Below are 21,817 nucleotides of genomic sequence, written 5' to 3' on the forward strand. Positions count from 1 at the left end.
TGGTTTCACTCGGTTTTCAAAATTAATAATTAATACTACCACTAACCATAAATTAGTATTAATATTATTATTTTAGGGGAAAATTTTACAAGAATGGCGAAACAACAATTACTAAATAAAAAGTCAATGGACTTTTTAGAAAAATATTTAAATAACGCATCACCAACTGGTTATGAATGGGAAGGGCAAAAAATTTGGATGGATTATCTAAAACCTTATGTAGATGAATTTATAACTGACACTTATGGCACAGCAGTTGCCGTTATAAACCCAAAAGCCAAATACAAAGTAGTTATAGAAGGTCATGCTGATGAGATTTCATGGTATGTTAATTACATTTCTGATAAAGGCTTACTTTATGTTGTTCGTAATGGTGGTAGCGATCACCAAATTGCACCAAGTAAAATTGTAAACATACATACCAAAAAAGGCATTGTAAAAGGTGTTTTTGGATGGCCAGCAATACACACAAGAAATAAATCAAAAGAAGAAGCACCAAAACCAGATAACATCTGCATTGATATAGGTGCAAAAGATAAAGAGGAAGTTGAAAAAATGGGAGTTCATGTTGGTTGTGTTATTACCTATCCTGATGAATTTCATATTTTAAACAAAGATAAATTTGTTTGTCGTGCCTTAGATAATAGAATGGGTGGTTTTATGATTGCTGAAGTGGCACGCTTGCTACACGAAAACAAAAAGAAATTACCATTTGGGCTTTATGTTACCAACTCTGTGCAGGAAGAAATAGGTTTACGTGGTGCAGAAATGATTACAGAAACCATAAAGCCAAACGTTGCCATTGTTACAGATGTAACTCATGATACCACTACTCCAATGATAGACCAAAAGAAACAAGGCTATGCAGAAATTGGTAAAGGACCTGTGGTTGCTTATGCACCAGCTGTACAACAAAAATTAAGAGATTTAATCACTGATACTGCTGAGAAAAAGAAAATACCTTTTCAACGCGCTGCATTATCTAGAGCAACAGGTACAGACACAGATGCTTTTGCTTATAGCAATGGCGGAGTTGCTTCTGCATTGATTTCCTTACCATTACGTTACATGCACACAACTGTAGAAATGGTACACAAAAGCGATGTGGAAAATGTGATTAAACTGATTTACGAAACACTCCTTAAAATAAAAGAAGGAGAGACATTTAGTTATTTTAAATAAATTAATAGGTCGCTCTATAGGATTTATTAAGACTTTAAATTTTTATTATGGACGAGTATCTTGACATAGTAGATGAAAAATGTAGACCAACAGGAGAAGTAGCATTAAAATCCGAAGTTCATAAAAACGGATGGTTACACAATACGGTTCATGTTTGGTTTTACACAAATGATGGTCGTATACTTTTGCAACAACGATCTCACAAAAAGAAAATATGTCCATTGCTTTGGGATGTTTCGGTAGCAGGACATGTAGATGCTGGCGAATCTATTGAAGACGCAGCTGTAAGGGAAACCAAAGAAGAAATTGGTTTAGAAATTCATCGTAACGATTTAAGACGAATTTCTACACAATTTCACGAAGCTACTTATTTTAATGGAGCCATACAGGATAACGAATTTCATCATGTTTTTATATCAGAATTAAAAGTACCGTTTGAAGATTTAGTTCCACAGCCCAATGAAGTAGAAGCGCTTAAGCTTGTAACATTAGAAACCTTTACAGACCTAGCGCTTAATAGTGCCAAAAACATGCATTTTGTTGATAGTAATCAAGGCTATTATCATTTTGTTAATTTTGAAATACATAATGAACTCACCTTTGAATGAATCTAATCTTACTAGCAGTTGCACCAGTTTTCACCATTATACTTTATATCTATTTTCAGGATAAATATGAAAAAGAGCCTAAAGGTTTATTGTTATTAGGCTTTTTATTTGGTGCCATTCTTAGTATTATCATTGTTACCGTATTATACCTTTTTACCGGAAAACTAATTCCGTTAACAGATGAGTATAGTATATGGCAACAGTTTGTACAGGCTTTTGTTGTGGTTGCCTTGGCTGAAGAATTTAGCAAATATGTAATCGTAAAATATTTTGCCCAACCAAAAAAGGCCTTTAACGAACCTTATGATGGTATTATCTATGCTGTTATGGTGTCTATGGGTTTTGCTTGTACCGAAAATATTATGTACGTTTTACAAAGTGGCTACGAAACTGCTATACTAAGAGCGTTTACAGCAGTCCCAGCACATGCTACATTTGGAATTTTAATGGGTTATTTTATGGGAAAAGCAAAGTTTTCAAATAATAGGTTTGCTCTTAATATGGCAGGATTATTTTTGGCAGTTTTATTTCATGGAGCCTATGATTTCTTTTTGTTTATAAGGTTTATTCCTGGTATTTCTATTGGAGCTTTTATCTCATTGGCAATCGCCATATATTTATCAAAAAAAGCCATTAAAAGCCATCAAGAGGCTTCTCATTTTAAAACTTAAAAAAATTATCGGCTTAAAATTATTAATTTCATAATTTTGATACCTTTAAATTCATAATCCTTGAATTTTAAAATAGATTATCATGTATAAAGTAAAAGTGAACGCATCACACCAATTTGATATTTCAAAACAAGATGTTGATGGTTTAGATAGTGTTGAATCGTCACCCAACAACTTCCATGTGTTAGACAAAAGCACTTCAATAAAATCAACAATCCTAGATTCTGATTTCAACTCCAAAGTATACACGGTTAAAGTCAATAACAATACGTACAAAGTCAATATCCATGACGCTTTAGACCAACAAATAGAAGCCTTAGGTTTTGAAATTGGAGCTTCAAAAGCCGTTAGCGATATTAAAGCACCAATGCCAGGCTTAATTTTGGAAATCACAATCAATGAAGGTGCTGAAGTTAAAGAAGGTGATGCGCTTTTAATTCTTGAAGCCATGAAAATGGAAAATGTATTGACATCACCAAGAGATGGTATTATAAAATCCATTAAGGTGAACAAAGGCGAAACAGTAGATAAAAATGCACTTTTAATAGAATTTGAGTAAATGAAAAAAATATTAGTTGCAAATCGTGGAGAAATTGCGATTCGTGTCATGCGAACTGCGAAAAAAATGGGTATTAAAACAGTTGCTGTTTTCTCTGAAGTCGATAGAAATGCTCCTCATGTAAAATATGCCGATGAAGCGGTTTGTATAGGTCCTGCACCTTCTAACGAATCGTATTTAAAAGGAGATAAAATTATAGATGTTGCAAAATCACTACAAGTAGATGCTATACATCCTGGGTACGGTTTTTTAAGTGAAAATGCTGACTTTGCGGAGCTATGCGAAGCAAACGATATCATTTTTATTGGACCTCGTTCTAAGGCTATAAAAGTAATGGGAAGTAAGTTAGCAGCTAAAGAAACTGTAAAAGCTTACGACATACCTATGGTTCCTGGTACAGACGAAGCCATAACCGATATTTCGAAAGCAAAACAAATAGCTTCAGAAATTGGGTTTCCTATTCTTATTAAAGCCTCTGCAGGAGGTGGAGGAAAAGGCATGCGTGTTGTAGAAAAGGAATCTGAATTTGAATCGCAAATGGATAGAGCTATCAGTGAAGCCACAAATGCTTTTGGTGATGGCTCTGTATTTATTGAAAAATATGTGGGTTCTCCTCGCCATATCGAAATACAAGTGATGGCAGATATGCATGGCAATGTACTTCACTTTTTTGAGCGCGAATGTTCCATACAGCGTCGTCATCAAAAAGTTGTAGAGGAAGCTCCTTCTGTGGTTTTAACACCGGAGTTAAGAGAAAAAATGGGACAAGCAGCAATCAATGTGGCACGTTCTTGCGATTATATTGGAGCTGGTACTGTAGAATTTCTTTTAGATGAAAATTTAAATTTTTACTTCTTAGAAATGAATACCAGATTACAAGTAGAGCATCCCGTTTCCGAATGGATTTCTGGTGTAGATTTGGTAGAACTTCAAATAAAAGTAGCCAGAGGTGAACAACTAGATATTAAACAAGAGGATTTAAAAATCAATGGCCATGCATTAGAACTACGTGTTTATGCAGAAGACCCAATGAACGACTTCTTGCCTAGCGTTGGAAACTTAGAGGTTTACAGACTTCCTGTAGGAAATAACATTAGAGTTGATAACGGTTTTGAAGAAGGTATGGATATTCCTATCTATTACGACCCAATGCTTTCAAAATTGATTACTTACGGAAAAACACGTGAAGAGGCTATTGGAACCATGCTTCAAGCTATAGACAATTATCATATAGAAGGTGTAGAAACCACTTTACCTTTTGGACGTTTTGTTTGTGAACACGAAGCCTTTAGAAGTGGTAATTTTGATACGCACTTTGTAAAAAAGTACTACTCACCTAGCCTACTTGAGAAACAACATAAAAAAGAAGCTGAAATTGCAGCAAAAATTGCATTAAAACGCTATTTAAAAGATCAGAAATTATTAAGAGTACCTGGTTAGTTTTCAGTCGCAGTCTCAGATAGTAGTTTTAAGTTCTGCTGTCACATTGAGCGCAGTCGAAATGCTTAAGAACTCACAATATTATAGATTCTGAAACGAGTTCAGAATGACAAAATAAGACAATATGGATTCCAAAATAAAAACACTAAACGATAAACTTGCCTTAGCCAAATTAGGAGGTGGACAAAAACGAATTGACAAACAGCACCAAAAGAAAAAGTTAACCGCTAGAGAACGTGTTATGTATTTACTTGACGAAGGCTCTTTTGAAGAAATTGGAGCATTAGTTACGCACAGAACCAAGAGTTTTGGTATGGATAAACAAGTGTTCTACGGTGATGGTGTGGTTACAGGTTATGGAACGGTAAATGGAAGATTAATCTATGTCTTTGCTCAAGATTTTACAGTGTTTGGTGGTTCTTTATCAGAAACCCATGCGGAGAAAATCTGTAAGATTATGGATATGGCTGTTAACGTTGGCGCTCCAATCATTGGACTTAACGATTCTGGTGGAGCACGTATCCAAGAAGGTGTGCGTTCATTAGGAGGTTATGCAGATATTTTTTACAGAAATGTACAAGCTTCTGGTGTTATTCCTCAAATCTCTGCTATTATGGGTCCATGTGCTGGTGGAGCGGTTTACTCTCCAGCAATGACCGATTTTACCTTGATGGTAGAAGATACAAGCTATATGTTTGTTACAGGTCCAAACGTGGTAAAAACCGTAACTAATGAAGAGGTTACAAGTGAAGAACTTGGTGGAGCAAGTGTACATGCTTCAAAATCTGGTGTGGCTCATAAAACCTCATCAAACGATGTGGAATGTTTAGAGGGTATCAAAACCTTATTGAGCTATTTACCACAAAGCAATAAAGAAAAACCTGAAGATTTAGCTTTTGAGCTTGATGATGAGGTTAGAGATGTGCTTTCGGACATAGTACCAGAAAATCCTAATAAACCTTACGATATGCATCAGGTTATTGAAGGCATCATAGATGAAGGTTCGTTTTATGAAATTCATAAAAACTATGCTGAAAATATTATAGTAGGTTTTGCTCGATTAGGAGGAAAGTCTATTGGTATTATTGCTAACCAACCTATGTTCTTAGCAGGAGTATTAGATGTTGACAGTTCCAAAAAAGGTGCACGTTTTGTACGTTTTTGCGATTGTTTTAATATTCCGTTGTTAGTTTTAGAAGATGTGCCAGGATTTTTACCAGGAACAGACCAAGAATGGAATGGTATTATTGTAAACGGAGCAAAACTATTATATGCATTTAGTGAAGCTACAGTACCGAGAGTAACTGTTATTACACGTAAAGCTTATGGTGGAGCTTACGATGTAATGAATTCTAAACACATTGGAGCAGATATGAATTTTGCGTGGCCAAATGCCGAGATTGCCGTAATGGGAGCAAAAGGTGCTGCTGAAATCATCTTTAAACGCGACATCTCAGCTGCAGAAGACAAAGAAGCGAAGTGGAAAGAAAAAGAAGCCGAATATGCCGAGTTATTTGCAAATCCGTACAGTGCTGCACAGCGAGGTTTTGTTGATGAAGTGATTTTACCTCAAAACACAAGACGTAAACTGATAAAAGCGTTTAGTATGCTTAAAAACAAAGAAGTTGTTAGACCTCAGCGTAAGCATGGGAATATTCCGCTTTAGTCGAACACACGTCCATAATAATTTAAGTCCACAATTTCACCTTTAGTAGTTTTATAATCATTACGAATAGTACCTTCGAGCTGAAAGTTATTTTTCAATGCGACATTAATACTAGCCGTGTTTTTGCTACCAACTCTGCAAAGCATTTTTTTGAACTTATAGGTTTCAATCAGATAATCTATGACCAATTTAAAAGCTTTTGAGGTTAAACCTTTTCCTTGATAATTAGCATCTATAAAATAACCTAATTCTGCTTTTGGGATATCCCAAGAAATGTTTTTAACATCTACTAAACCCACAAAAGTATCAGTTGTCGTATCAGTAATTAAAAAAGGAAAATAGCTTTGTTGACTTATCCGCTCTTGAATTTCTTCACCATAAGTTAGCGCATCTTCTAAGGTTAGAGTTTTAGCAACGGTACCAGCAAAAAAATCTTCAAGCCGATTTCTGTTATTTTCAATCAAATAGAAAAAGGCCTCACTTTCATTTGGTTGCATCAAGTTAATTTTAAAGTTATCGAAAGTCATCATTCTATTACTTGTCTAATAATCGTCTATGGTAATTAATCTGTCCTAAATGATAAGCTAAATGCATCGCTAAATGCACTAAAAAATATTCAGTGGTAGTTTGTTCTTTAAAGACTAATAATTCATATTGCTTTTGCAAATCACTTTCGGATAATCCATCTATAGTTTCTTCAACAACTTTAATAGTATCATCTATTTGTTCAATCAGTTCAGCTCTTGGAACATTTTTAAGCGAAAACTCTAAATCGCGTTGTCTAACATAACCAGTATCTCCTAGTATAGCACCTATAAAATGATTTAAGTTTCCAAACAGATGAAGACATAAATTACCAGCAGAATTGGTTACCAAACCTTCAACCTTCCATAGGTTTGTTTCATCTTTATATAAATTTATTTCTTCTTTTAATTTATTTAAATCCCTCTTAAAGAGCTTTATTAACGTATGCTTTAGCATGCTATGTGGTAATTGAATATTAATATCGGTTTTTAATATAAGATATACCAAAAATAGGCAATATTTAAATTACTTTTGCGCCATGCAAAAACGGTCACAACTTGAATTCGTTGCCTTAATGGCAGCACTAATGTCTATTGTAGCTTTATCTATTGATGCGGTGTTACCTGCACTACCAGAAATAGGTGACTATTTAAATAGTGTTAATGCAACCGAAAACCAAAAACTCATAACTACTATTTTTTTAGGGCTTGGAGTTGGACAACTTATTTTTGGACCACTTTCTGATAGTTTTGGACGAAAACCCATGGTATATTTTGGTTTTGGTGTCTTTGTAATTGCATCAATTATATGTGTTACTACGCGTAGTTTTGAAGTTATGCTATTGGGGCGTGTTTTACAAGGTATCGGTCTTTCGTCTCCAAGGACTATGAGCATTGCTATTGTAAGGGATTCTTATAGTGGAGATCATATGGCAAAGATCCTTTCTATTGTGGTTATGACTTTTATTTTAGTACCTGTAATTGCACCAATATTGGGCCAATTCTTATTATTTAATTTTGGGTGGCAATCAATTTTTACTGTAAACCTAATCTTTGGCTTATTAGTAATGTTATGGTTTTGGAGACGTCAACCAGAGACACTTAACGAACATCATAAAAAAACCTTTCGGCTGTCCATTTTTAAAACAGGTGCAATTGAATTTTTTAAAATAAAACCTGCTGTAATTTACACCTTACTTTCAGGTTTTATCACAGGTTCATTTATGGTGTATTTGAGCACATCGCAACAAATTTTTCAAGAACAATATAATTTAGGTGAGTATTTCCCATATATATTTGCTAGTCTAGCCATAACTATTGGTTTAGCTACTTATCTAAATAGTACTCTAGTAATGCGATTTGGTATGCGAAACTTAGTTAATCTAGCATTAATCGCATTTGTATCCATTTCTTTTATTTATGTTGTTTTATTTTGGTCTGGACAAAATCCAAGTATTGAAATATTACTCTTGTTTTTTGCCCTTCAATTTGCAAGTATTGCTTTTTTGTTTGGGAATTACAGAGCTCTAGCTATGGAACCTATGGGACATATTGCCGGAATTGGATCTGCACTAAATGGCTTTATTTCTACAGTAATGGCTGTGCCTATAGCGAACTTTATAGGTAGTTTTGTAAAGACTTCTGTTTTGCCCCTATTTATAGGTTTCTTAGTTACAGGTCTTATTACTATGGGTTTATTCTATAGTTTAAAAAAGCCTGTGAGAGTAAAACCAGCTAAGATTTAAAAAATCTCTAAATCCCCTTTTCCTTCTCTAACAATTATTGGCTCGTCTTCTGACAAGTCAATAATAGTAGATGCTTCATTACCTCCATAACCACCATCAATGACAACATCAACAAGATTGTCCCATTTTTCAAGAATCAATTCTGGATCTGTGGTATATTCAATAACGTCATCCTCATCTCTTATAGATGTAGAAACTATTGGGTTTCCTAAAGCATTCACCAAAGCTAAAGCAATAGAATTATCTGGTACTCTTATACCAACTGTTTTTCGCTTTTTAAAAGGATTAGGCAAATTTTTAGAACCTGGTAAGATAAAGGTATAAGGACCTGGCAAAGCACGTTTTAAGATTTTAAAAGTGGTCGTGTCAATTTGCTTTACATAATCACTGAGATTACTTAAATCTTCACATACAAACGAGAAATTAGACTTTTCGAGCTTTACACCTTTTATTCTTGCTATACGCTCTAGAGCTTTAACATTAGTGATATCGCAACCCAATCCATAAACGGTATCTGTTGGGTAAATGACCAATCCGCCATTCTTTAGAACCTTTACAATCTTCTGTATTTCCTTTTGGTTTGGGTTTTCAGGATATATTTTAATAAACTCAGCCATAATTTGTACCTTTCAAATACGTTTACAAAGTAAATATTATTTTCATTATGAAAGCTTTAAAATTCTTTTTCATCAACTTATTTTTTGTTGTAGCACTTATTTCATGCTCGTCGGACAGTTCTGATGATGGCAATTCTAACGTGTTAGACCCTTTGACTGCTTACGAAGAATTTAATATTTCTTATGGTAATGACAGTGATCAGGTTTTTGATTTGTACTTACCACCAAACCGTAATGCTGATACAAAAACTATCATTTTAATTCATGGAGGTGGCTGGACAACTGGTGATAAAGCCGATATGAACGCCTTTAAGGATTATATAAAGACACAAATGACAGGCTATGCCATTGTGAACATGAATTATAGACTGGCAGATGCTAATAACCAACCGTATCCAATGCAAATAAATGACATTACAACGGTTGTGGATTATTTAGAGGATAATGAAAATTATTATACAATTTCTGATGATTTAGGTTTTATTGGAGTGAGTGCAGGAGCTCATTTGTCGCTTCTATGGAGTTATGCTTTTGATAACGCTAGTCAAGTAGATATGGTTTGTAGTGTTGTTGGCCCAACCAATTTTACAGATCCTGCTTATCTGAATAACAGCAATCCAATTTTACAAGAAGTTTTAGACACTTTTGGAATTGATATGACCACTGAATTTTTGGAAGAAGTGAGTCCGTACCACCAAGTAACGTCTTCAGCTCCTCCAACAATTTTGTTTTATGGTGGACAAGATCCTTTAATACCTACAACCCAAGGCACTGATATGCGTGATAAGCTAGCAGAATTAAACGTAACACACGAATTTACACTGTACCCAAATGAAGCTCACGGCTGGATAGGTCTCAATTTATTAGATACCACTATAAAACTACATTCGTTTATTGAAACACATATGTAATCATTTTAAAATGTTAAAAAATAAAAAAAATGTAACATTTAGGGCTGTATTGTAGTCTTTTAGGTATGCATCAATCAATCAAAATCATCATCGCACTGCTAATCACAGTGAATCTTTTTGCTACCGAAGACATTCCTTTAGAAGCAAAACCTCCTATTATTTTTTCTAAAGCCGAAATTGTAAACGCATCAACAACACGTATTCCTTTTAAAATAATCGACCAGCTTATTATCGTTGAAGTGGAAATCCTGGACAAAGAAGGTAATTTTATTATAGACACAGGCTCGGAGGCGTTAATACTCAATAGTGTTCATTTTCAACCTACCAGAAAATATAGAGACGACGGAAAGTCTAAAAGTGGTGTCCACGACGATATAGAAAATGTAAAAGAAAAATACCTCGATGAGTTAAGCATTAAAACCCTTAGTTTAGAAAATATTGATGCTGATGTTATTGACCTTTCTCATATAGAAAAGGTAAAAAGGATAGAGTTACTAGGAATTATTGGCTATAGTATTCTTAAAGATTTTGAAGTGTTTATAGACATGCACTTAAATCAGATTACCTTAACCAAAACTGATAAATATGGTGACCACTTAAGCGACAAGGTCTATGCAGAAACCATACACGATAGTATAGATTTTAAGCTGAAACAACACACGATTATTATTGATGCTCTTGTTGGAGACAAAGATGTTATATTTGGTTTAGATACGGCTGCAGAGTATAATCAGCTAAATAAAGACATAGATTCTGAAATTTTAGAGTATTTTTATCCTAGCAAAGAATTGAAGCTTTCAGGTGCTAGCGGTAAAAAAAGAAAAGTTTTGGCAGGGAAATTGTATAGAGTTAGTTTGAACGATTCAATTTATCTAGGTCCAATGAAAACTGTGCTTACTGACTTGAAAAACATGAAAAGTGCATTTGGCACTAACCTCGATGGTATATTAGGCTTTGAATTCTTCGCTCAAAAACGAACGATAATCAATTACAAAAAAAGGAAACTTTACTTTATAAAGAGTCCTATAATAAAGCCTTGAAAATAACTAAATACTATATCTTATATTTTGTTTTCCTAGTATCTAGCCTTAGTATCGTTGCGCAGAGCAACACAAAAAAAGGGTACGACATACAAGGTGAAGAGGTTACTTTTATTTTTAATATAAAGGATTATCCTAATATTGAAAACAATGGCGATCCTGTAGAGAACGTTTTTGTCTCTGGTGAGTTTAACAACTGGGCAAAAGACCAATGGCAAATGACCAAAGTAAATGACTCCATATACACTTTAAAAAAGGACTTAGCTGATTTTACTTCAGATTTTGATTGGGAATTTAAGTTTATTGTAAATAGCAAGCATTGGGCAGAACCTTCTCGCGAATTTAAAAATATAACAGACGCTAGATCTGACTACGGTTGGTCGTACGGTGTTTACAACCTAAAACTTTATAGTGCTTTTGCAACAGATTACGGTAATGTATCTTTTAAGCTGAAAGGATATACAGACGCCAAAAAAGTAATTCTAAGTGGTACATTTAATCGTTGGGACGAAACTGGTTTTAAGATGAAACCAACTGATGACGGCTGGGAAGTAACACTACAACTAAAACCAGATATATACCAGTACAAATTCATTGTAGACGGAAAATGGATTACAGACCCTCATAACCCATCAAAAATTGAAAATGAGCACGAAGGTTACAACTCGGTTATTGATGTTCAAAAAACTGTGACTTTTAGGCTGTGCGAGTATCCAAACGCTAAAACTGTAATATTAAGTGGGGAATTTAATGATTGGACAGAACACGACTACAAAATGACAAAAGTAGATGGCTGTTGGGTTTACAACCAAAAACTCTCAGGTGGTAAGTACCATTACAAGTTTATTGTTGATGGCGAATGGATTACTGATCCTGCCAATAGTGTTAAAGAATACGATTATGATGGTAATATCAATTCGGTTTGCATGGTAAAATAAGCCTAGCTTATAACTTCAAGCTTAGCAAAGCGTAATAGCAACTTCTTGGTATCACCATTTTCAAATTTAATTTCGGCTTTAAGGTCACCACCAGATCCTTCAATTTTTAAGACTTCTCCTCTACCAAAACGTTGATGATTAACAATATTACCAACAGTGAGTTTCGTATCAAAAAGGTTTGAAGCTCCATTAGATTGAGCAACTGGTTTCAATTTCTTAGGAGTACTTATCTTAAAATTTTCTGTCTTTTGCTTTGGAGCTTTCTTTTGAAATTTTGGTGATTTTGGTTTTGCAAATCGGATTTTGTTAGGCTCAATATCCCCAAAAATAGACGCATCTAACATTGGGTTAATACGTTGCTCTTTTAACGGAGTCGTAATGTTTACAAATTCTTCGTCTATTTCTTCTATAAATCGGCTAGGCTCAGCATCTATTAATTTTCCCCAACGGTAACGCGATAATGTATAAGTTAGATATGCTTGTTTTTCTGCTCTGGTTAATGCCACATAAAACAAACGCCGTTCTTCCTCGAGCTCACTTCTAGTATTCATACTCATGGCACTTGGAAATAAATCTTCTTCCATACCAACAATGAACACATGCGAAAACTCTAAACCTTTTGCTAAGTGAATGGTCATTAATGCAACATGGTTTGGGTCTCCCTTATCTCCATCCAAATCAGTAGCCAAAGCCACATCTTCCAAAAATTCTGCTAAAGAATCACCAGCATCTGCTAATTCAATTTGGCCTTCAACAAAATCTTTAATACCATTGAGCAATTCTTGTACGTTATCCATTTTGGTTACACCTTCTGGAGTACCATCTTTATTCAATTCTCTAATTAAGCCGCTGGTTTTTGTAACATGCTCAGCCAAATCAAAAGCATTGGAGTTTTGGTTCATTACTTTATAACTCTCTATAAGTGTCACAAAGTCTTTTAATTTGTTTTTTGTACCGTTATTGATATTGATAGAAACGTTATCAATATCTTTCATAATATCGTACATCGTTTTACCTGTAGCATTAGCCGCAACCACTAATCGGTCTATTGTAGTTTGCCCAATACCTCTAGCAGGATAGTTAATAACTCGTTTTAAAGCCTCTTCATCTGCCGTATTAAGGATAAGGCGCAAATATGCCGTAACGTCCTTTATTTCCTTACGTTGATAAAATGATAAACCTCCATAAATACGATAAGGTATATCGCGCTTTCTCAAAGCATCTTCAATAGCACGCGACTGTGCATTAGTACGATATAGCACTGCAAAATCACTATTAGGCAGCTGTTCATTCATTTTGGTTTCCCAAATAGTATTGGCAACGTACCTACCTTCATCACCATCAGTCATAGAACGATGCACAATTACTTTTTCGCCAACATCATTAGCCGTCCAAACAATTTTGTCGAGTTTTGTTTTGTTATGCTCTATTACCGAATTAGCCGCACCTACAATCATTTTTGTAGAGCGATAATTCTGCTCTAAACGATACACGTTTACATTGTCATAATCCTTTTGGAAATTGAGAATGTTATTAATATTTGCACCACGGAATGCATATATACTTTGTGCGTCATCTCCTACCACGCATATATTCTGAAAACGATCAGACAAAGCTCTTACAATTAAGTACTGCGAATGGTTGGTATCTTGGTACTCATCTACCAAAATGTAACGAAATCTACTCTGATACTGTGCTAAAACCGAAGGAAATCGTGTTAGCAATTCATTAGTTCTGAGCAATAAATCATCAAAATCCATAGCGCCAGCCTTAAAACATCTATCTACATATTCTTTGTAAATATCTCCCATTCTAGGACGTCGCGCCATAGCATCGGCTTCCATTAGTTCAGGATTGTTGAAATACGCTTTAACAGTAATAAGACTGTTTTTATAAGAAGAGATTCTGCTATACACCTGTTTGGTTTTATAGATGTCTTTATCCAATCCCAGTTCTTTGATAATAGAACCTAAAAGTTTTTGAGAATCTTGAGTGTCATAAATAGTAAAATTGCTTGGAAAACCTAAGTGATGTCCTTCAAAACGTAAAATCTTTGCAAACACTGAGTGAAACGTACCCATCCAAAGATTTTTGGCTCCACTATCACCAACAATGTCAGCAATTCTACCTTTCATCTCTTTAGCCGCTTTATTGGTAAACGTTAAAGCCAAAATATTAAATGCATCAACACCTTGACTCATCAAATAAGCTATTCTATAAGTTAGTACACGTGTTTTACCAGAACCTGCGCCAGCAATGATTATCATTGGGCCATCTTTCTGCAATGTTGGTGCTAATTGAGCGTCGTTTAGTTGATTGAGATACTTTTCCAAAAGCTAAATTTTTCGAACTGTGAAAATAACCATTGTCCTAGGTTTTACCATATTTAAAAGTCAATAATTATAAACAATATATTAAGAGTTCATTTTTATCAAAAATCAATATATTAGTGCAAATTATAAATCTATGAAGACCTTTTTAGTATTAGTACTGTTTGCATGTTCATGCACTTTTGCTCAAAATACTATTAATCAAGATATTATTAATACCGAAACATTTACACAACTTACATTAGATTATTTAAACAATTAATTATGGATTCCATTTTAGAATTCTTAGGTTCTATTTCTTGGTGGCTATGGATTATTATCATCTTAGCCATTTTAGCTTTTATAGACATCATTCAGAAAAAACACACCATCCGACACAACTTTCCTGTAATTGGTCGTATTCGCTACTTATTTGAAGGTATTGGTCCAGAAATTCGGCAATATTTTGTAGCAAACAACAGAGAAGAACTGCCTTTTAATCGTATTGAGCGTAGCTGGGTTTATGCATCTTCTAAAAATGAAAATAATTATGAAGGCTTTGGTACAGATAGAGATATCTATGCGCATCAGCACATCTTTATAAACAACGCAATGTTTCCCTTTAAGATTGAAGGTAACCATCCAAACGCTATAGACAAAACATTTCTGCCTTGCGCAAAAGTGATGGGCGAATATAACAAAAGACGTAAACCGTATCGTCCAGCATCTGTAATTAATGTTTCTGCAATGAGTTTTGGCTCACTATCTGCAAGGGCTGTTGAATCCCTAAATAAAGGAGTTAAAATTGCAAACGCCTATCACAACACTGGAGAAGGTGGATTATCTCCATATCACAGTAATGGTGGAGATGTTGTTTTTCATTTCGGAACAGGTTATTTCGGAGTACGTGCAGAAGATGGTGGTTTTTCAATGGAAAAAATGAAAAAACTTGTACAAGATAACCCTTTTATACGTGCCATTGAGGTTAAGTTGTCTCAGGGAGCAAAGCCTGGCAAAGGAGGTGTGCTGCCCGGAGCAAAGATTACTCAAGAAATTGCAGACATCAGAGGCGTTGAAGTTGGTAAAACTGTGTTATCGCCTCCAAACCATAAAGCTTTTTCTACAGTACCAGAAATGGTAGATTTTATTGAAGCCATAGCAGAAGAAACTGGATTACCTGTTGGTATAAAAGCGGCAATTGGTAAGCTAGAGCAATGGGAAGAACTAGCAGATATAATGATTAAAACTGGTAAGGGACCAGACTTTATCACTGTTGATGGTGGTGAAGGCGGAACAGGTGCAGCTCCACCAAGTTTTGCGGATCATGTGTCATTACCATGGGTTTACGGCTTTGGCGATTTGTACAAACTATTTAAAAGCAAAGGGCTTACTGAGCGCATTGTGTTTATAGGTAGTGGTAAACTTGGATTTCCGGCTAAGGCAGCCATGGCTTTTGCTATGGGAGCCGATTGTATTAATGTTGCTCGTGAAGCTATGATGAGTATTGGCTGCATACAAGCACAAATTTGCCACACTAATCGTTGTCCGAGTGGTGTAGCCACACAAAATAAATGGTTACAACGTGGTATTGATATTCCTTTAAAATCTGAACGTTTAGCTCAGTATTTTAAAACTTTTAGAAAAGAATTTGTAGAAATAACACATGCTGCAGGTTATGAGCATCCATGCCAATTTACCATGGATGACATTGATGTTAATGTGGACGACCATAATCTTTCTGAAGAGCTAAGCAACACCTATCAATACAAAAAAACTCCAGTTCCTTTTAAATCTATGCAGCATTTGAAAGATTGTGAGTATCTTGGCGGAAAAATTTGAGAAGACTGAATAATAAAGTTATAAAATGGAACAACAACTTATCAATCTTTTAATGTACACGATACCTGCTTTAGTTACAGGTACTATTGCTTATTTATTTTTTAGAGAACATATTGAAAACGAAAACAATCGTCGTAATTTTTTAATCACAAAAGATTTACAAAAAGAAGCGTTTCCAATTCGTCTTCAGGCTTATGAACGTATGTCGCTTTTCCTTGAAAGAATAGCTCCTTCAAAATTACTAACTAGAGTTAACCCAACATCCTCAAATAAAGAAGATTACGAAAATTTACTTATAGCTACAATTGAACAGGAATTTGAGCATAATTTATCACAACAAATCTACCTAAGTGATGAATGTTGGAACATAACAATCGCTGCAAAAAATGCGACCATCCAACTTATTAGAAAAGCTACTATGAATGACAAAACCGATACTGCTAATAAATTGCGCGAAGTTATTCTAACAGAGCTCATGGACAAGCCAGCACCTAGTAAAGCAGCTTTGTCTTATATTAAGCAAGAAGTTGGTGAATTGTGGTAGTTTTAGTTAGTAGAAAATAAACAATTTATATGCAACACCAAGACTGCACAGTTATGTATCATGTCGTTTTTCAGCATAATTATAACCTTGTTGCCACCACTTTTCCATAAGACGCTTACTGAATATTAATGAGTTTTCAGTTAAACTTGTTGGTGTATAATACAAATTAAGCTTAACATCTTTATTCTTGGCTGCTAATTTCCCAATAACAATATCACTTCGCTCTACCTGATCTAGCAAATGACTAAAAAGGCTAATCATTAACGAAAATGGGTTTTTCCCTAATACTTTTTGTTTCCCTAAAGTTTCAGCCTCTAAAACAATCGCATCCACCTCTGTTGCACCTCTTAATATCGCTTCTCTTATTGGAATTACACAACCTAAACCTCCATCTGCATATTCATAACCATCAACTTTAGCTAAAGACATAAACGGAATGTAATTACATGAAATCCATATCCAATTACAAAATTCATCATAAGAGCATTCGTTAATAGACTTATACTCCACTCTATTCATAGAAAGATTAGAGACCGTGACCACTACATCATGCTTTGTGTTCTTTATTTTTTGATATTCCTCAAGCGTAAAATGCTTGCGAATATGTCTTCTCAACGCTTTACTTTCACCAAACGTCCGTTTCATTCTTATAAATTGCCATATGGAATTCACAAAATCAATAGATACAAATTCCCTATCTCCTTTTTTACGCTGCACAAAAGGGCTTACGCTAAAAATATCTTGCTGTTGTACATTAGTGAAGATGTCATAAAGTTTAGAAATATCATTTACAGCCAAATGTGGTACCAACAAACTCCCAGTTGAAGTCCCTAAAAACATATCATACTCACGTTTTTCGCGCTCCATGAGATACTGCGCTACTCCACCAGCAAATGCCCCTTTACTTCCACCTCCTGAGATTACCAATGCTCGCATTAGTTTTGTTTTTGATTTAATTCGTCAGACATTTCTTTTGCAAACTTAACCAATCTCCAATTGTGATGTGTTTTTGCATTTTCAAGATTAGATTTACATCGTTCGTTGCAAGACTTAATTAGCTTTAAGTAATTAAACGCATTAATCCTTAAATCCGCATTATACTTATCACTGGTATAGTTCACTAACTCATCAAATAAACCTTGTTTATTATCAGCTTGATAAAATGGTGTGTTGAGATTTAACAAAATCCATAACAAACGAACATTTTTATCTTTGAAGCCTTCTATATTTCTTGTTTTTGTTAGGTATTTAGCGCGTTCCTCAGGAAAATTAACCCAAAGATTATACAAAGCACTTTCTATAGTGATATAAGATTTATCATCAAGCAATGATTCATAGTGCTCTTTTAAATCCTTTGGAATAATAGTTACATATTGCGAAATGGCTTGCCTTACTTTCAAGCTATTATTAAACAACTCTTTTGTAACCAATTGCGGATTTTGAGCTATAATTTTAATTTTCGCCTTATCTGATATGTAATATTTTAACTGCTCTGCACATTTTGATGAATTAGCTTCACAATTCACCATTATATACTCGTTAACCCTCTTGGATTGCTTTTGCAGAAGCGTAATAGCTTCATCAAACGGAAACTCTTTTTGTTTTAGCCATAGATTTACAAAGCCTGTTAATTTTGCGCCATATAATCGCTCCACTTCACGAATAAAATCATTAGTCTCCGCACTAGAAAATTGATATTTGTTTAAATAATTTTTTACAGCTTGCTTAAAGACATTATCACCAACAGCAGTTCGCAACGCATGAAGCACCCAAGCACCACGCTGATAAAATGTTAAGCTACTCGATTTTGGATTTAAAAGCGATGTGCCATCACCTGCCATATCTTGCCTACCCAAATCCTGAGCAGAATCAAAGAGCTTGAAGTAAAAGTATTCGTCACCAAATATGTCGCGCTCAGCTAGTAAAGCGTAGTAGGTAGCAAAACCTTCTTGTAACCAATGATGCTCACCAGATTTTGCAGTCACCAAATCACCAAACCACTGATGTGCCAACTCGTGCGCGTTGACATTAACATAGTTTTTATCATTAAAACCAATAGAGTCCACCACAAAAGCATCTGAGAAAATAGTGATACTCGTATTTTCCATACCAGCATACAAAAAGTCATGCACAGGCACTTGTTTGTAATTTTGCCACGGATAAGGCACACCTATTTCGTCTTCGAGATAGTCAAACATCTGCTTACTGTAGCGGTACGTCGGCTCAACTTTTAGGGAGTCTTCTGGATAGTAGTAATATTCTAGAGGAATGCCACTTTTTGACAACTCACTTTTCTTGCTATACTCACCAACAGCAACAGCAACCAAATAACTAGACATAGGCTTTTCCATATCATATTCCCAAAGCAAACCACTACCACTATCAGCCTTTGATTTTAGCTTACCATTAGAAATAACTTCATAACCACGAGGAGCTAAAAACTTTAAATCAAATTCTATTTTATCATTAACATCGTCGATACTTGGCAACCAATTACTGGTATATTTTCCTTGCCCTTGAGTCCAGATTTGTTTTCTACCATCATTTTCCCAGCCCAAAAAGTACATGGCTTTTTTAGGAGCGTTAAAAAAGATGAAGCTTAACTTATGTTCTTCATCTTTTTGAAAATCATTATAAATAATAAGTTTTTTACCATCATTTTTAAATTTAGCAGCAGAATTATTTAGAGCCACATGTTTAAACTCCATATTTACAGCATCTAAATAGATAGAGTCCGTAGCTTTTAAAATTTTAAAACTAACATCGTAAGAGTTATACGTTGTACTATCCACTGCCAATTGATTAAATACAATTAACGATTCAACACGTTTAAAATCAACAAAATCTGCTTGTTGAGCAAAACAAAAATTAACAATAAAAAGGCAAAAAACAATAAAAGTATTCTTCATATCATAAAACTATACAAGTATAACGCCAAATTACAAATCTCAGTTTACAACTTTTAAAGAAATGACTTAAATTCGCCTTATGAGTGTGAATTTACAAACTCCCATTGACTATCTTAAAGGCGTTGGCCCAAACCGAGCAGACTTATTGCGCTCAGAATTAGGTATTCATACTTATCAAGACCTGATTAATCTTTTCCCAAATCGCTATATAGATCGCACTAAATATTACAAAATTAATGAACTACAACGCAACAATGCCGAAGTTCAAGTTATTGGTGTTATCACTGGATTTAAAGAAGTTGCCCAAAAACGAGGAAAACGCCTAGTTGCTGACTTTAAAGACGACACAGGAATGATGGAGCTCGTATGGTTTAGAGGCCAGAAATGGATTAGAGAGAGCCTAAAAACCGGACAACCTTACGTTATTTTTGGAAAAACCAATTGGTTTAGCGGTAAATATAATATGGCACATCCTGAAATTGAATTAAAATCGAAACACGAGACCAATCTCCGTTCTGCCATGCAAGCCATTTACCCATCTACCGAAAAATTATCAAACAAAGGAATTACCAATAGGGTTGTTACCAAGATAATGCAACAACTGTTTTTGGAAACCAAGGGACGATTTTCAGAAACTTTATCGGAAACCGTTAAGGGAGAATTAAAATTATTATCAAAATCCGATGCGCTTTTTAATGTGCATTTCCCAAAGTCTCCAGAGTTACTTGCGAGAGCTCAATTCAGGTTGAAATTTGAAGAATTATTTTACATTCAGCTGCAATTAATTTTGAAGAATTTAATCCACAAATCAAAAATAAAAGGCTTCACTTTTGATAAAGTTGGAGATTACTTCAACACATTTTTTAACGATCATTTACCTTTCGAATTGACCAATGCTCAGAAACGTGTTTTAAAAGAAATAAGAGCTGATTTAGGGAGCAATGCACAAATGAATCGTCTTTTACAAGGAGATGTGGGTTCTGGAAAAACCATAGTCGCCTTTATGTCAATACTCATGGGACTTGACAACGACTTTCAATGCTGCCTTATGGCACCAACTGAAATTTTGTCAGTTCAACACTATAACGGATTACTTGAATGGTGTAATAAATTGAATATCAGTATTTCATTATTAACTGGTTCAACTAAAACTTCAGACAGAAAAATAATTCATGAAAATTTAGAAAATGGCAATTTACAGATACTTGTTGGCACTCACGCACTACTTGAAGATAAGGTAAAATTCAAGAATTTAGGACTTGCAATTATAGATGAACAACACCGTTTTGGAGTAGCGCAAAGAAGTAAATTATGGCACAAAAACACCTCACCTCCACATGTGTTGGTGATGACTGCAACTCCAATCCCAAGAACCTTGGCAATGTCTGTTTATGGCGACCTAGATATTTCAATTATTGACGAATTACCAGCAGGAAGAAAACCGATAAAAACAGTTCATAGATATGATAACAATCGACTGAAAGTTTTCAGGTTTATGAAAGATGAAATTGCCAAAGGGAGACAAATTTATGTGGTCTATCCGTTAATTCAGGAAAGTGAAAAAATGGATTATAAGGATTTAATGGATGGCTATGAAAGCATATCTAGGGAATTTCCAATGCCAGAATATCAGATTTCTATTGTACACGGCAAAATGAAACCTGCAGATAAAGATTATGAAATGCAACGTTTTGCCAATGGTGAAACCAACATCATGGTTGCAACCACGGTAATTGAAGTTGGAGTTAACGTACCAAATGCATCAGTAATGATTATTGAAAGCGCAGAACGTTTTGGATTATCACAGTTACATCAATTGCGTGGACGTGTAGGTCGTGGTGCTGAGCAGAGCTATTGTATCTTAATGACGAGCCATAAACTTAGTCAAGATAGCAAAACACGCTTAGAAACTATGGTACGTAGTAGCGATGGTTTTGAGATTGCAGAAGTTGATTTAAAGCTACGTGGTCCTGGTGATATAATGGGTACACAACAAAGTGGTGTTTTAAACCTAAGAATTGCGGATATCGTAAAAGATAAAGACATTTTACAACAAGCACGTTACTATGCTAAAAGTATTTTGAAATTAGACCCAAGCTTAAGCTTTCCAGAGCATCAACCCATTTTAAACACCTACAGACAAATGAGTAAGTATCGTAATATTTGGAATTATATTAGTTGACGACGCTATTTTTTAGATTCTGAAACAAATTTTGAACGACTACTCGTAATGGTTAAAAGTTAAGTTTTATTGTTTATAATCAGATTTCTGTCCTCTCAAGAATAAAAAAAGGTCTGGCACCAACATAACCAGA

The 21,817-nt window shown here is 34.7% G+C and carries 20 protein-coding genes; 14 read left to right on the plus strand and 6 right to left on the minus strand.

Annotated elements, in window-relative coordinates; all coding sequences use genetic code 11:
- The first annotated feature begins 93 nt into the window (after window positions 1-93).
- The 6 genes from ACFFGA_RS10530 (at window position 94) to ACFFGA_RS10555 (ending at window position 6,126) form a co-directional block, all read left to right on the plus strand.
- On the plus strand, window positions 94-1,182 hold the full coding sequence (locus ACFFGA_RS10530; RefSeq protein WP_386063571.1) for a M42 family metallopeptidase: 1,089 nt from the start codon (window positions 94-96) through the stop codon (window positions 1,180-1,182).
- Window positions 1,183-1,229: 47 nt separating this feature from the next.
- The gene (locus tag ACFFGA_RS10535; RefSeq protein WP_386063574.1) at window positions 1,230-1,790 is read left to right on the plus strand and encodes an NUDIX hydrolase; all 561 of its coding nucleotides are present in this window, start codon (window positions 1,230-1,232) and stop codon (window positions 1,788-1,790) included.
- Window positions 1,787-2,461 carry a PrsW family intramembrane metalloprotease gene (locus ACFFGA_RS10540; protein WP_386063576.1) on the plus strand — a complete coding sequence of 225 codons (675 nt, stop codon included), beginning with the start codon at window positions 1,787-1,789 and terminating at the stop codon, window positions 2,459-2,461. Before ACFFGA_RS10535 ends, ACFFGA_RS10540 begins: the two co-directional genes overlap by 4 nt.
- A gap of 82 nt (window positions 2,462-2,543) precedes the next feature.
- Complete coding sequence (locus ACFFGA_RS10545) at window positions 2,544-3,020, plus strand: acyl-CoA carboxylase biotin carboxyl carrier protein subunit (protein ID WP_386063579.1); 477 nt, start codon at window positions 2,544-2,546, stop codon at window positions 3,018-3,020.
- Window positions 3,021-4,460 carry an acetyl-CoA carboxylase biotin carboxylase subunit gene (gene accC / locus ACFFGA_RS10550; protein ID WP_386063582.1) on the plus strand — a complete coding sequence of 480 codons (1,440 nt, stop codon included), beginning with the start codon at window positions 3,021-3,023 and terminating at the stop codon, window positions 4,458-4,460.
- 124 nt (window positions 4,461-4,584) lie between these two features.
- A complete protein-coding gene (locus ACFFGA_RS10555) occupies window positions 4,585-6,126 on the plus strand; it encodes an acyl-CoA carboxylase subunit beta (protein WP_386063584.1) in 1,542 nt (513 codons plus the stop codon).
- Here the strand turns inward: ACFFGA_RS10555 and ACFFGA_RS10560 are convergent.
- Both ACFFGA_RS10560 and ACFFGA_RS10565 read right to left on the minus strand, forming a co-directional pair.
- Window positions 6,123-6,656: a GNAT family N-acetyltransferase gene (locus ACFFGA_RS10560; RefSeq protein ID WP_386063586.1), complete on the minus strand. Its 534-nt coding sequence runs from the start codon at window positions 6,654-6,656 to the stop codon at window positions 6,123-6,125. The genes ACFFGA_RS10555 and ACFFGA_RS10560 overlap by 4 nt on opposite strands.
- A gap of 4 nt (window positions 6,657-6,660) precedes the next feature.
- A complete protein-coding gene (locus ACFFGA_RS10565; RefSeq protein ID WP_386064344.1) occupies window positions 6,661-7,107 on the minus strand; it encodes a DinB family protein in 447 nt (148 codons plus the stop codon).
- An 82-nt stretch (window positions 7,108-7,189) separates the two neighbouring features.
- Here ACFFGA_RS10565 and ACFFGA_RS10570 point away from each other — a divergent pair, with 82 nt between their 5' ends.
- The gene (locus ACFFGA_RS10570; protein ID WP_386063589.1) at window positions 7,190-8,395 is read left to right on the plus strand and encodes a multidrug effflux MFS transporter; all 1,206 of its coding nucleotides are present in this window, start codon (window positions 7,190-7,192) and stop codon (window positions 8,393-8,395) included.
- Here ACFFGA_RS10570 and ACFFGA_RS10575 read toward each other — a convergent pair.
- The gene (locus ACFFGA_RS10575) at window positions 8,392-9,012 is read right to left on the minus strand and encodes an L-threonylcarbamoyladenylate synthase (RefSeq protein WP_386063592.1); all 621 of its coding nucleotides are present in this window, start codon (window positions 9,010-9,012) and stop codon (window positions 8,392-8,394) included. The genes ACFFGA_RS10570 and ACFFGA_RS10575 overlap by 4 nt on opposite strands.
- Before the next feature lie 47 nt (window positions 9,013-9,059).
- Here ACFFGA_RS10575 and ACFFGA_RS10580 point away from each other — a divergent pair, with 47 nt between their 5' ends.
- From ACFFGA_RS10580 to ACFFGA_RS10590, 3 genes are all read left to right on the plus strand, one after another.
- On the plus strand, window positions 9,060-9,923 hold the full coding sequence (locus ACFFGA_RS10580; RefSeq protein WP_386063594.1) for an alpha/beta hydrolase: 864 nt from the start codon (window positions 9,060-9,062) through the stop codon (window positions 9,921-9,923).
- 65 nt (window positions 9,924-9,988) lie between these two features.
- Entirely contained in the window at window positions 9,989-10,963 is a 975-nt protein-coding gene (locus ACFFGA_RS10585; RefSeq protein WP_386063597.1) for a pepsin/retropepsin-like aspartic protease family protein, read from the plus strand.
- Entirely contained in the window at window positions 10,960-11,901 is a 942-nt protein-coding gene (locus tag ACFFGA_RS10590) for an early set domain-containing protein (RefSeq protein WP_386063600.1), read from the plus strand. The genes ACFFGA_RS10585 and ACFFGA_RS10590 overlap by 4 nt, the downstream gene beginning before the upstream one ends.
- A 2-nt stretch (window positions 11,902-11,903) precedes the next feature.
- On the opposite strand, the gene ACFFGA_RS10595 is transcribed toward ACFFGA_RS10590, so the two are convergent.
- A complete protein-coding gene (locus ACFFGA_RS10595; protein ID WP_386063603.1) occupies window positions 11,904-14,234 on the minus strand; it encodes an ATP-dependent helicase in 2,331 nt (776 codons plus the stop codon).
- A gap of 133 nt (window positions 14,235-14,367) precedes the next feature.
- On the opposite strand from ACFFGA_RS10595, the gene ACFFGA_RS10600 reads away from it, so the two are divergent.
- From ACFFGA_RS10600 to ACFFGA_RS10610, 3 genes are read left to right on the plus strand one after another with little or no spacing between them, the layout of a single operon-like run.
- Complete coding sequence (locus ACFFGA_RS10600) at window positions 14,368-14,493, plus strand: hypothetical protein (RefSeq protein ID WP_386063605.1); 126 nt, start codon at window positions 14,368-14,370, stop codon at window positions 14,491-14,493.
- 2 nt (window positions 14,494-14,495) lie between these two features.
- Window positions 14,496-16,049: an FMN-binding glutamate synthase family protein gene (locus ACFFGA_RS10605; protein ID WP_386063608.1), complete on the plus strand. Its 1,554-nt coding sequence runs from the start codon at window positions 14,496-14,498 to the stop codon at window positions 16,047-16,049.
- Between the two features lie 25 nt (window positions 16,050-16,074).
- A complete protein-coding gene (locus ACFFGA_RS10610; RefSeq protein ID WP_386063611.1) occupies window positions 16,075-16,593 on the plus strand; it encodes a DUF7935 family protein in 519 nt (172 codons plus the stop codon).
- Between the two features lie 51 nt (window positions 16,594-16,644).
- Here ACFFGA_RS10610 and ACFFGA_RS10615 read toward each other — a convergent pair whose 3' ends face one another.
- Together ACFFGA_RS10615 and ACFFGA_RS10620 are read right to left on the minus strand one after the other, a co-directional pair.
- Complete coding sequence (locus ACFFGA_RS10615; RefSeq protein ID WP_386063613.1) at window positions 16,645-17,529, minus strand: patatin-like phospholipase family protein; 885 nt, start codon at window positions 17,527-17,529, stop codon at window positions 16,645-16,647.
- Entirely contained in the window at window positions 17,529-19,502 is a 1,974-nt protein-coding gene (locus ACFFGA_RS10620) for a M1 family metallopeptidase (RefSeq protein ID WP_386063616.1), read from the minus strand. The genes ACFFGA_RS10615 and ACFFGA_RS10620 overlap by 1 nt, the downstream gene beginning before the upstream one ends.
- 79 nt (window positions 19,503-19,581) lie before the next feature.
- Here ACFFGA_RS10620 and recG point away from each other — a divergent pair, with 79 nt between their 5' ends.
- Window positions 19,582-21,684: an ATP-dependent DNA helicase RecG gene (gene recG, locus ACFFGA_RS10625; RefSeq protein ID WP_386063619.1), complete on the plus strand. Its 2,103-nt coding sequence runs from the start codon at window positions 19,582-19,584 to the stop codon at window positions 21,682-21,684.
- Window positions 21,685-21,817 lie beyond the last annotated feature (133 nt).

This window comes from Winogradskyella pulchriflava, assembly GCF_042434315.1.
Classification (GTDB): Bacteria; Bacteroidota; Bacteroidia; order Flavobacteriales; family Flavobacteriaceae; genus Winogradskyella; species Winogradskyella pulchriflava.

What these genes read in the sequence shown, in the direction of transcription:
- ACFFGA_RS10610 (WP_386063611.1), top strand. Translation starts at nt 16,075, where the DNA reads ATGGAACAACAACTTATCAATCTTTTAATGTACACGATACCTGCTTTA.
- ACFFGA_RS10570 (WP_386063589.1), top strand. Translation starts at nt 7,190, where the DNA reads ATGCAAAAACGGTCACAACTTGAATTCGTTGCCTTAATGGCAGCACTA.
- ACFFGA_RS10580 (WP_386063594.1), top strand. Translation starts at nt 9,060, where the DNA reads ATGAAAGCTTTAAAATTCTTTTTCATCAACTTATTTTTTGTTGTAGCA.
- ACFFGA_RS10615 (WP_386063613.1), bottom strand. Translation starts at nt 17,529, where the DNA reads ATGCGAGCATTGGTAATCTCAGGAGGTGGAAGTAAAGGGGCATTTGCT.
- ACFFGA_RS10600 (WP_386063605.1), top strand. Translation starts at nt 14,368, where the DNA reads ATGAAGACCTTTTTAGTATTAGTACTGTTTGCATGTTCATGCACTTTT.
- recG (WP_386063619.1), top strand. Translation starts at nt 19,582, where the DNA reads ATGAGTGTGAATTTACAAACTCCCATTGACTATCTTAAAGGCGTTGGC.
- ACFFGA_RS10605 (WP_386063608.1), top strand. Translation starts at nt 14,496, where the DNA reads ATGGATTCCATTTTAGAATTCTTAGGTTCTATTTCTTGGTGGCTATGG.
- ACFFGA_RS10575 (WP_386063592.1), bottom strand. Translation starts at nt 9,012, where the DNA reads ATGGCTGAGTTTATTAAAATATATCCTGAAAACCCAAACCAAAAGGAA.
- ACFFGA_RS10555 (WP_386063584.1), top strand. Translation starts at nt 4,585, where the DNA reads ATGGATTCCAAAATAAAAACACTAAACGATAAACTTGCCTTAGCCAAA.
- ACFFGA_RS10565 (WP_386064344.1), bottom strand. Translation starts at nt 7,107, where the DNA reads ATGCTAAAGCATACGTTAATAAAGCTCTTTAAGAGGGATTTAAATAAA.
- ACFFGA_RS10585 (WP_386063597.1), top strand. Translation starts at nt 9,989, where the DNA reads ATGCATCAATCAATCAAAATCATCATCGCACTGCTAATCACAGTGAAT.
- accC (WP_386063582.1), top strand. Translation starts at nt 3,021, where the DNA reads ATGAAAAAAATATTAGTTGCAAATCGTGGAGAAATTGCGATTCGTGTC.
- ACFFGA_RS10620 (WP_386063616.1), bottom strand. Translation starts at nt 19,502, where the DNA reads ATGAAGAATACTTTTATTGTTTTTTGCCTTTTTATTGTTAATTTTTGT.
- ACFFGA_RS10535 (WP_386063574.1), top strand. Translation starts at nt 1,230, where the DNA reads ATGGACGAGTATCTTGACATAGTAGATGAAAAATGTAGACCAACAGGA.
- ACFFGA_RS10545 (WP_386063579.1), top strand. Translation starts at nt 2,544, where the DNA reads ATGTATAAAGTAAAAGTGAACGCATCACACCAATTTGATATTTCAAAA.
- ACFFGA_RS10530 (WP_386063571.1), top strand. Translation starts at nt 94, where the DNA reads ATGGCGAAACAACAATTACTAAATAAAAAGTCAATGGACTTTTTAGAA.
- ACFFGA_RS10540 (WP_386063576.1), top strand. Translation starts at nt 1,787, where the DNA reads ATGAATCTAATCTTACTAGCAGTTGCACCAGTTTTCACCATTATACTT.
- ACFFGA_RS10560 (WP_386063586.1), bottom strand. Translation starts at nt 6,656, where the DNA reads ATGATGACTTTCGATAACTTTAAAATTAACTTGATGCAACCAAATGAA.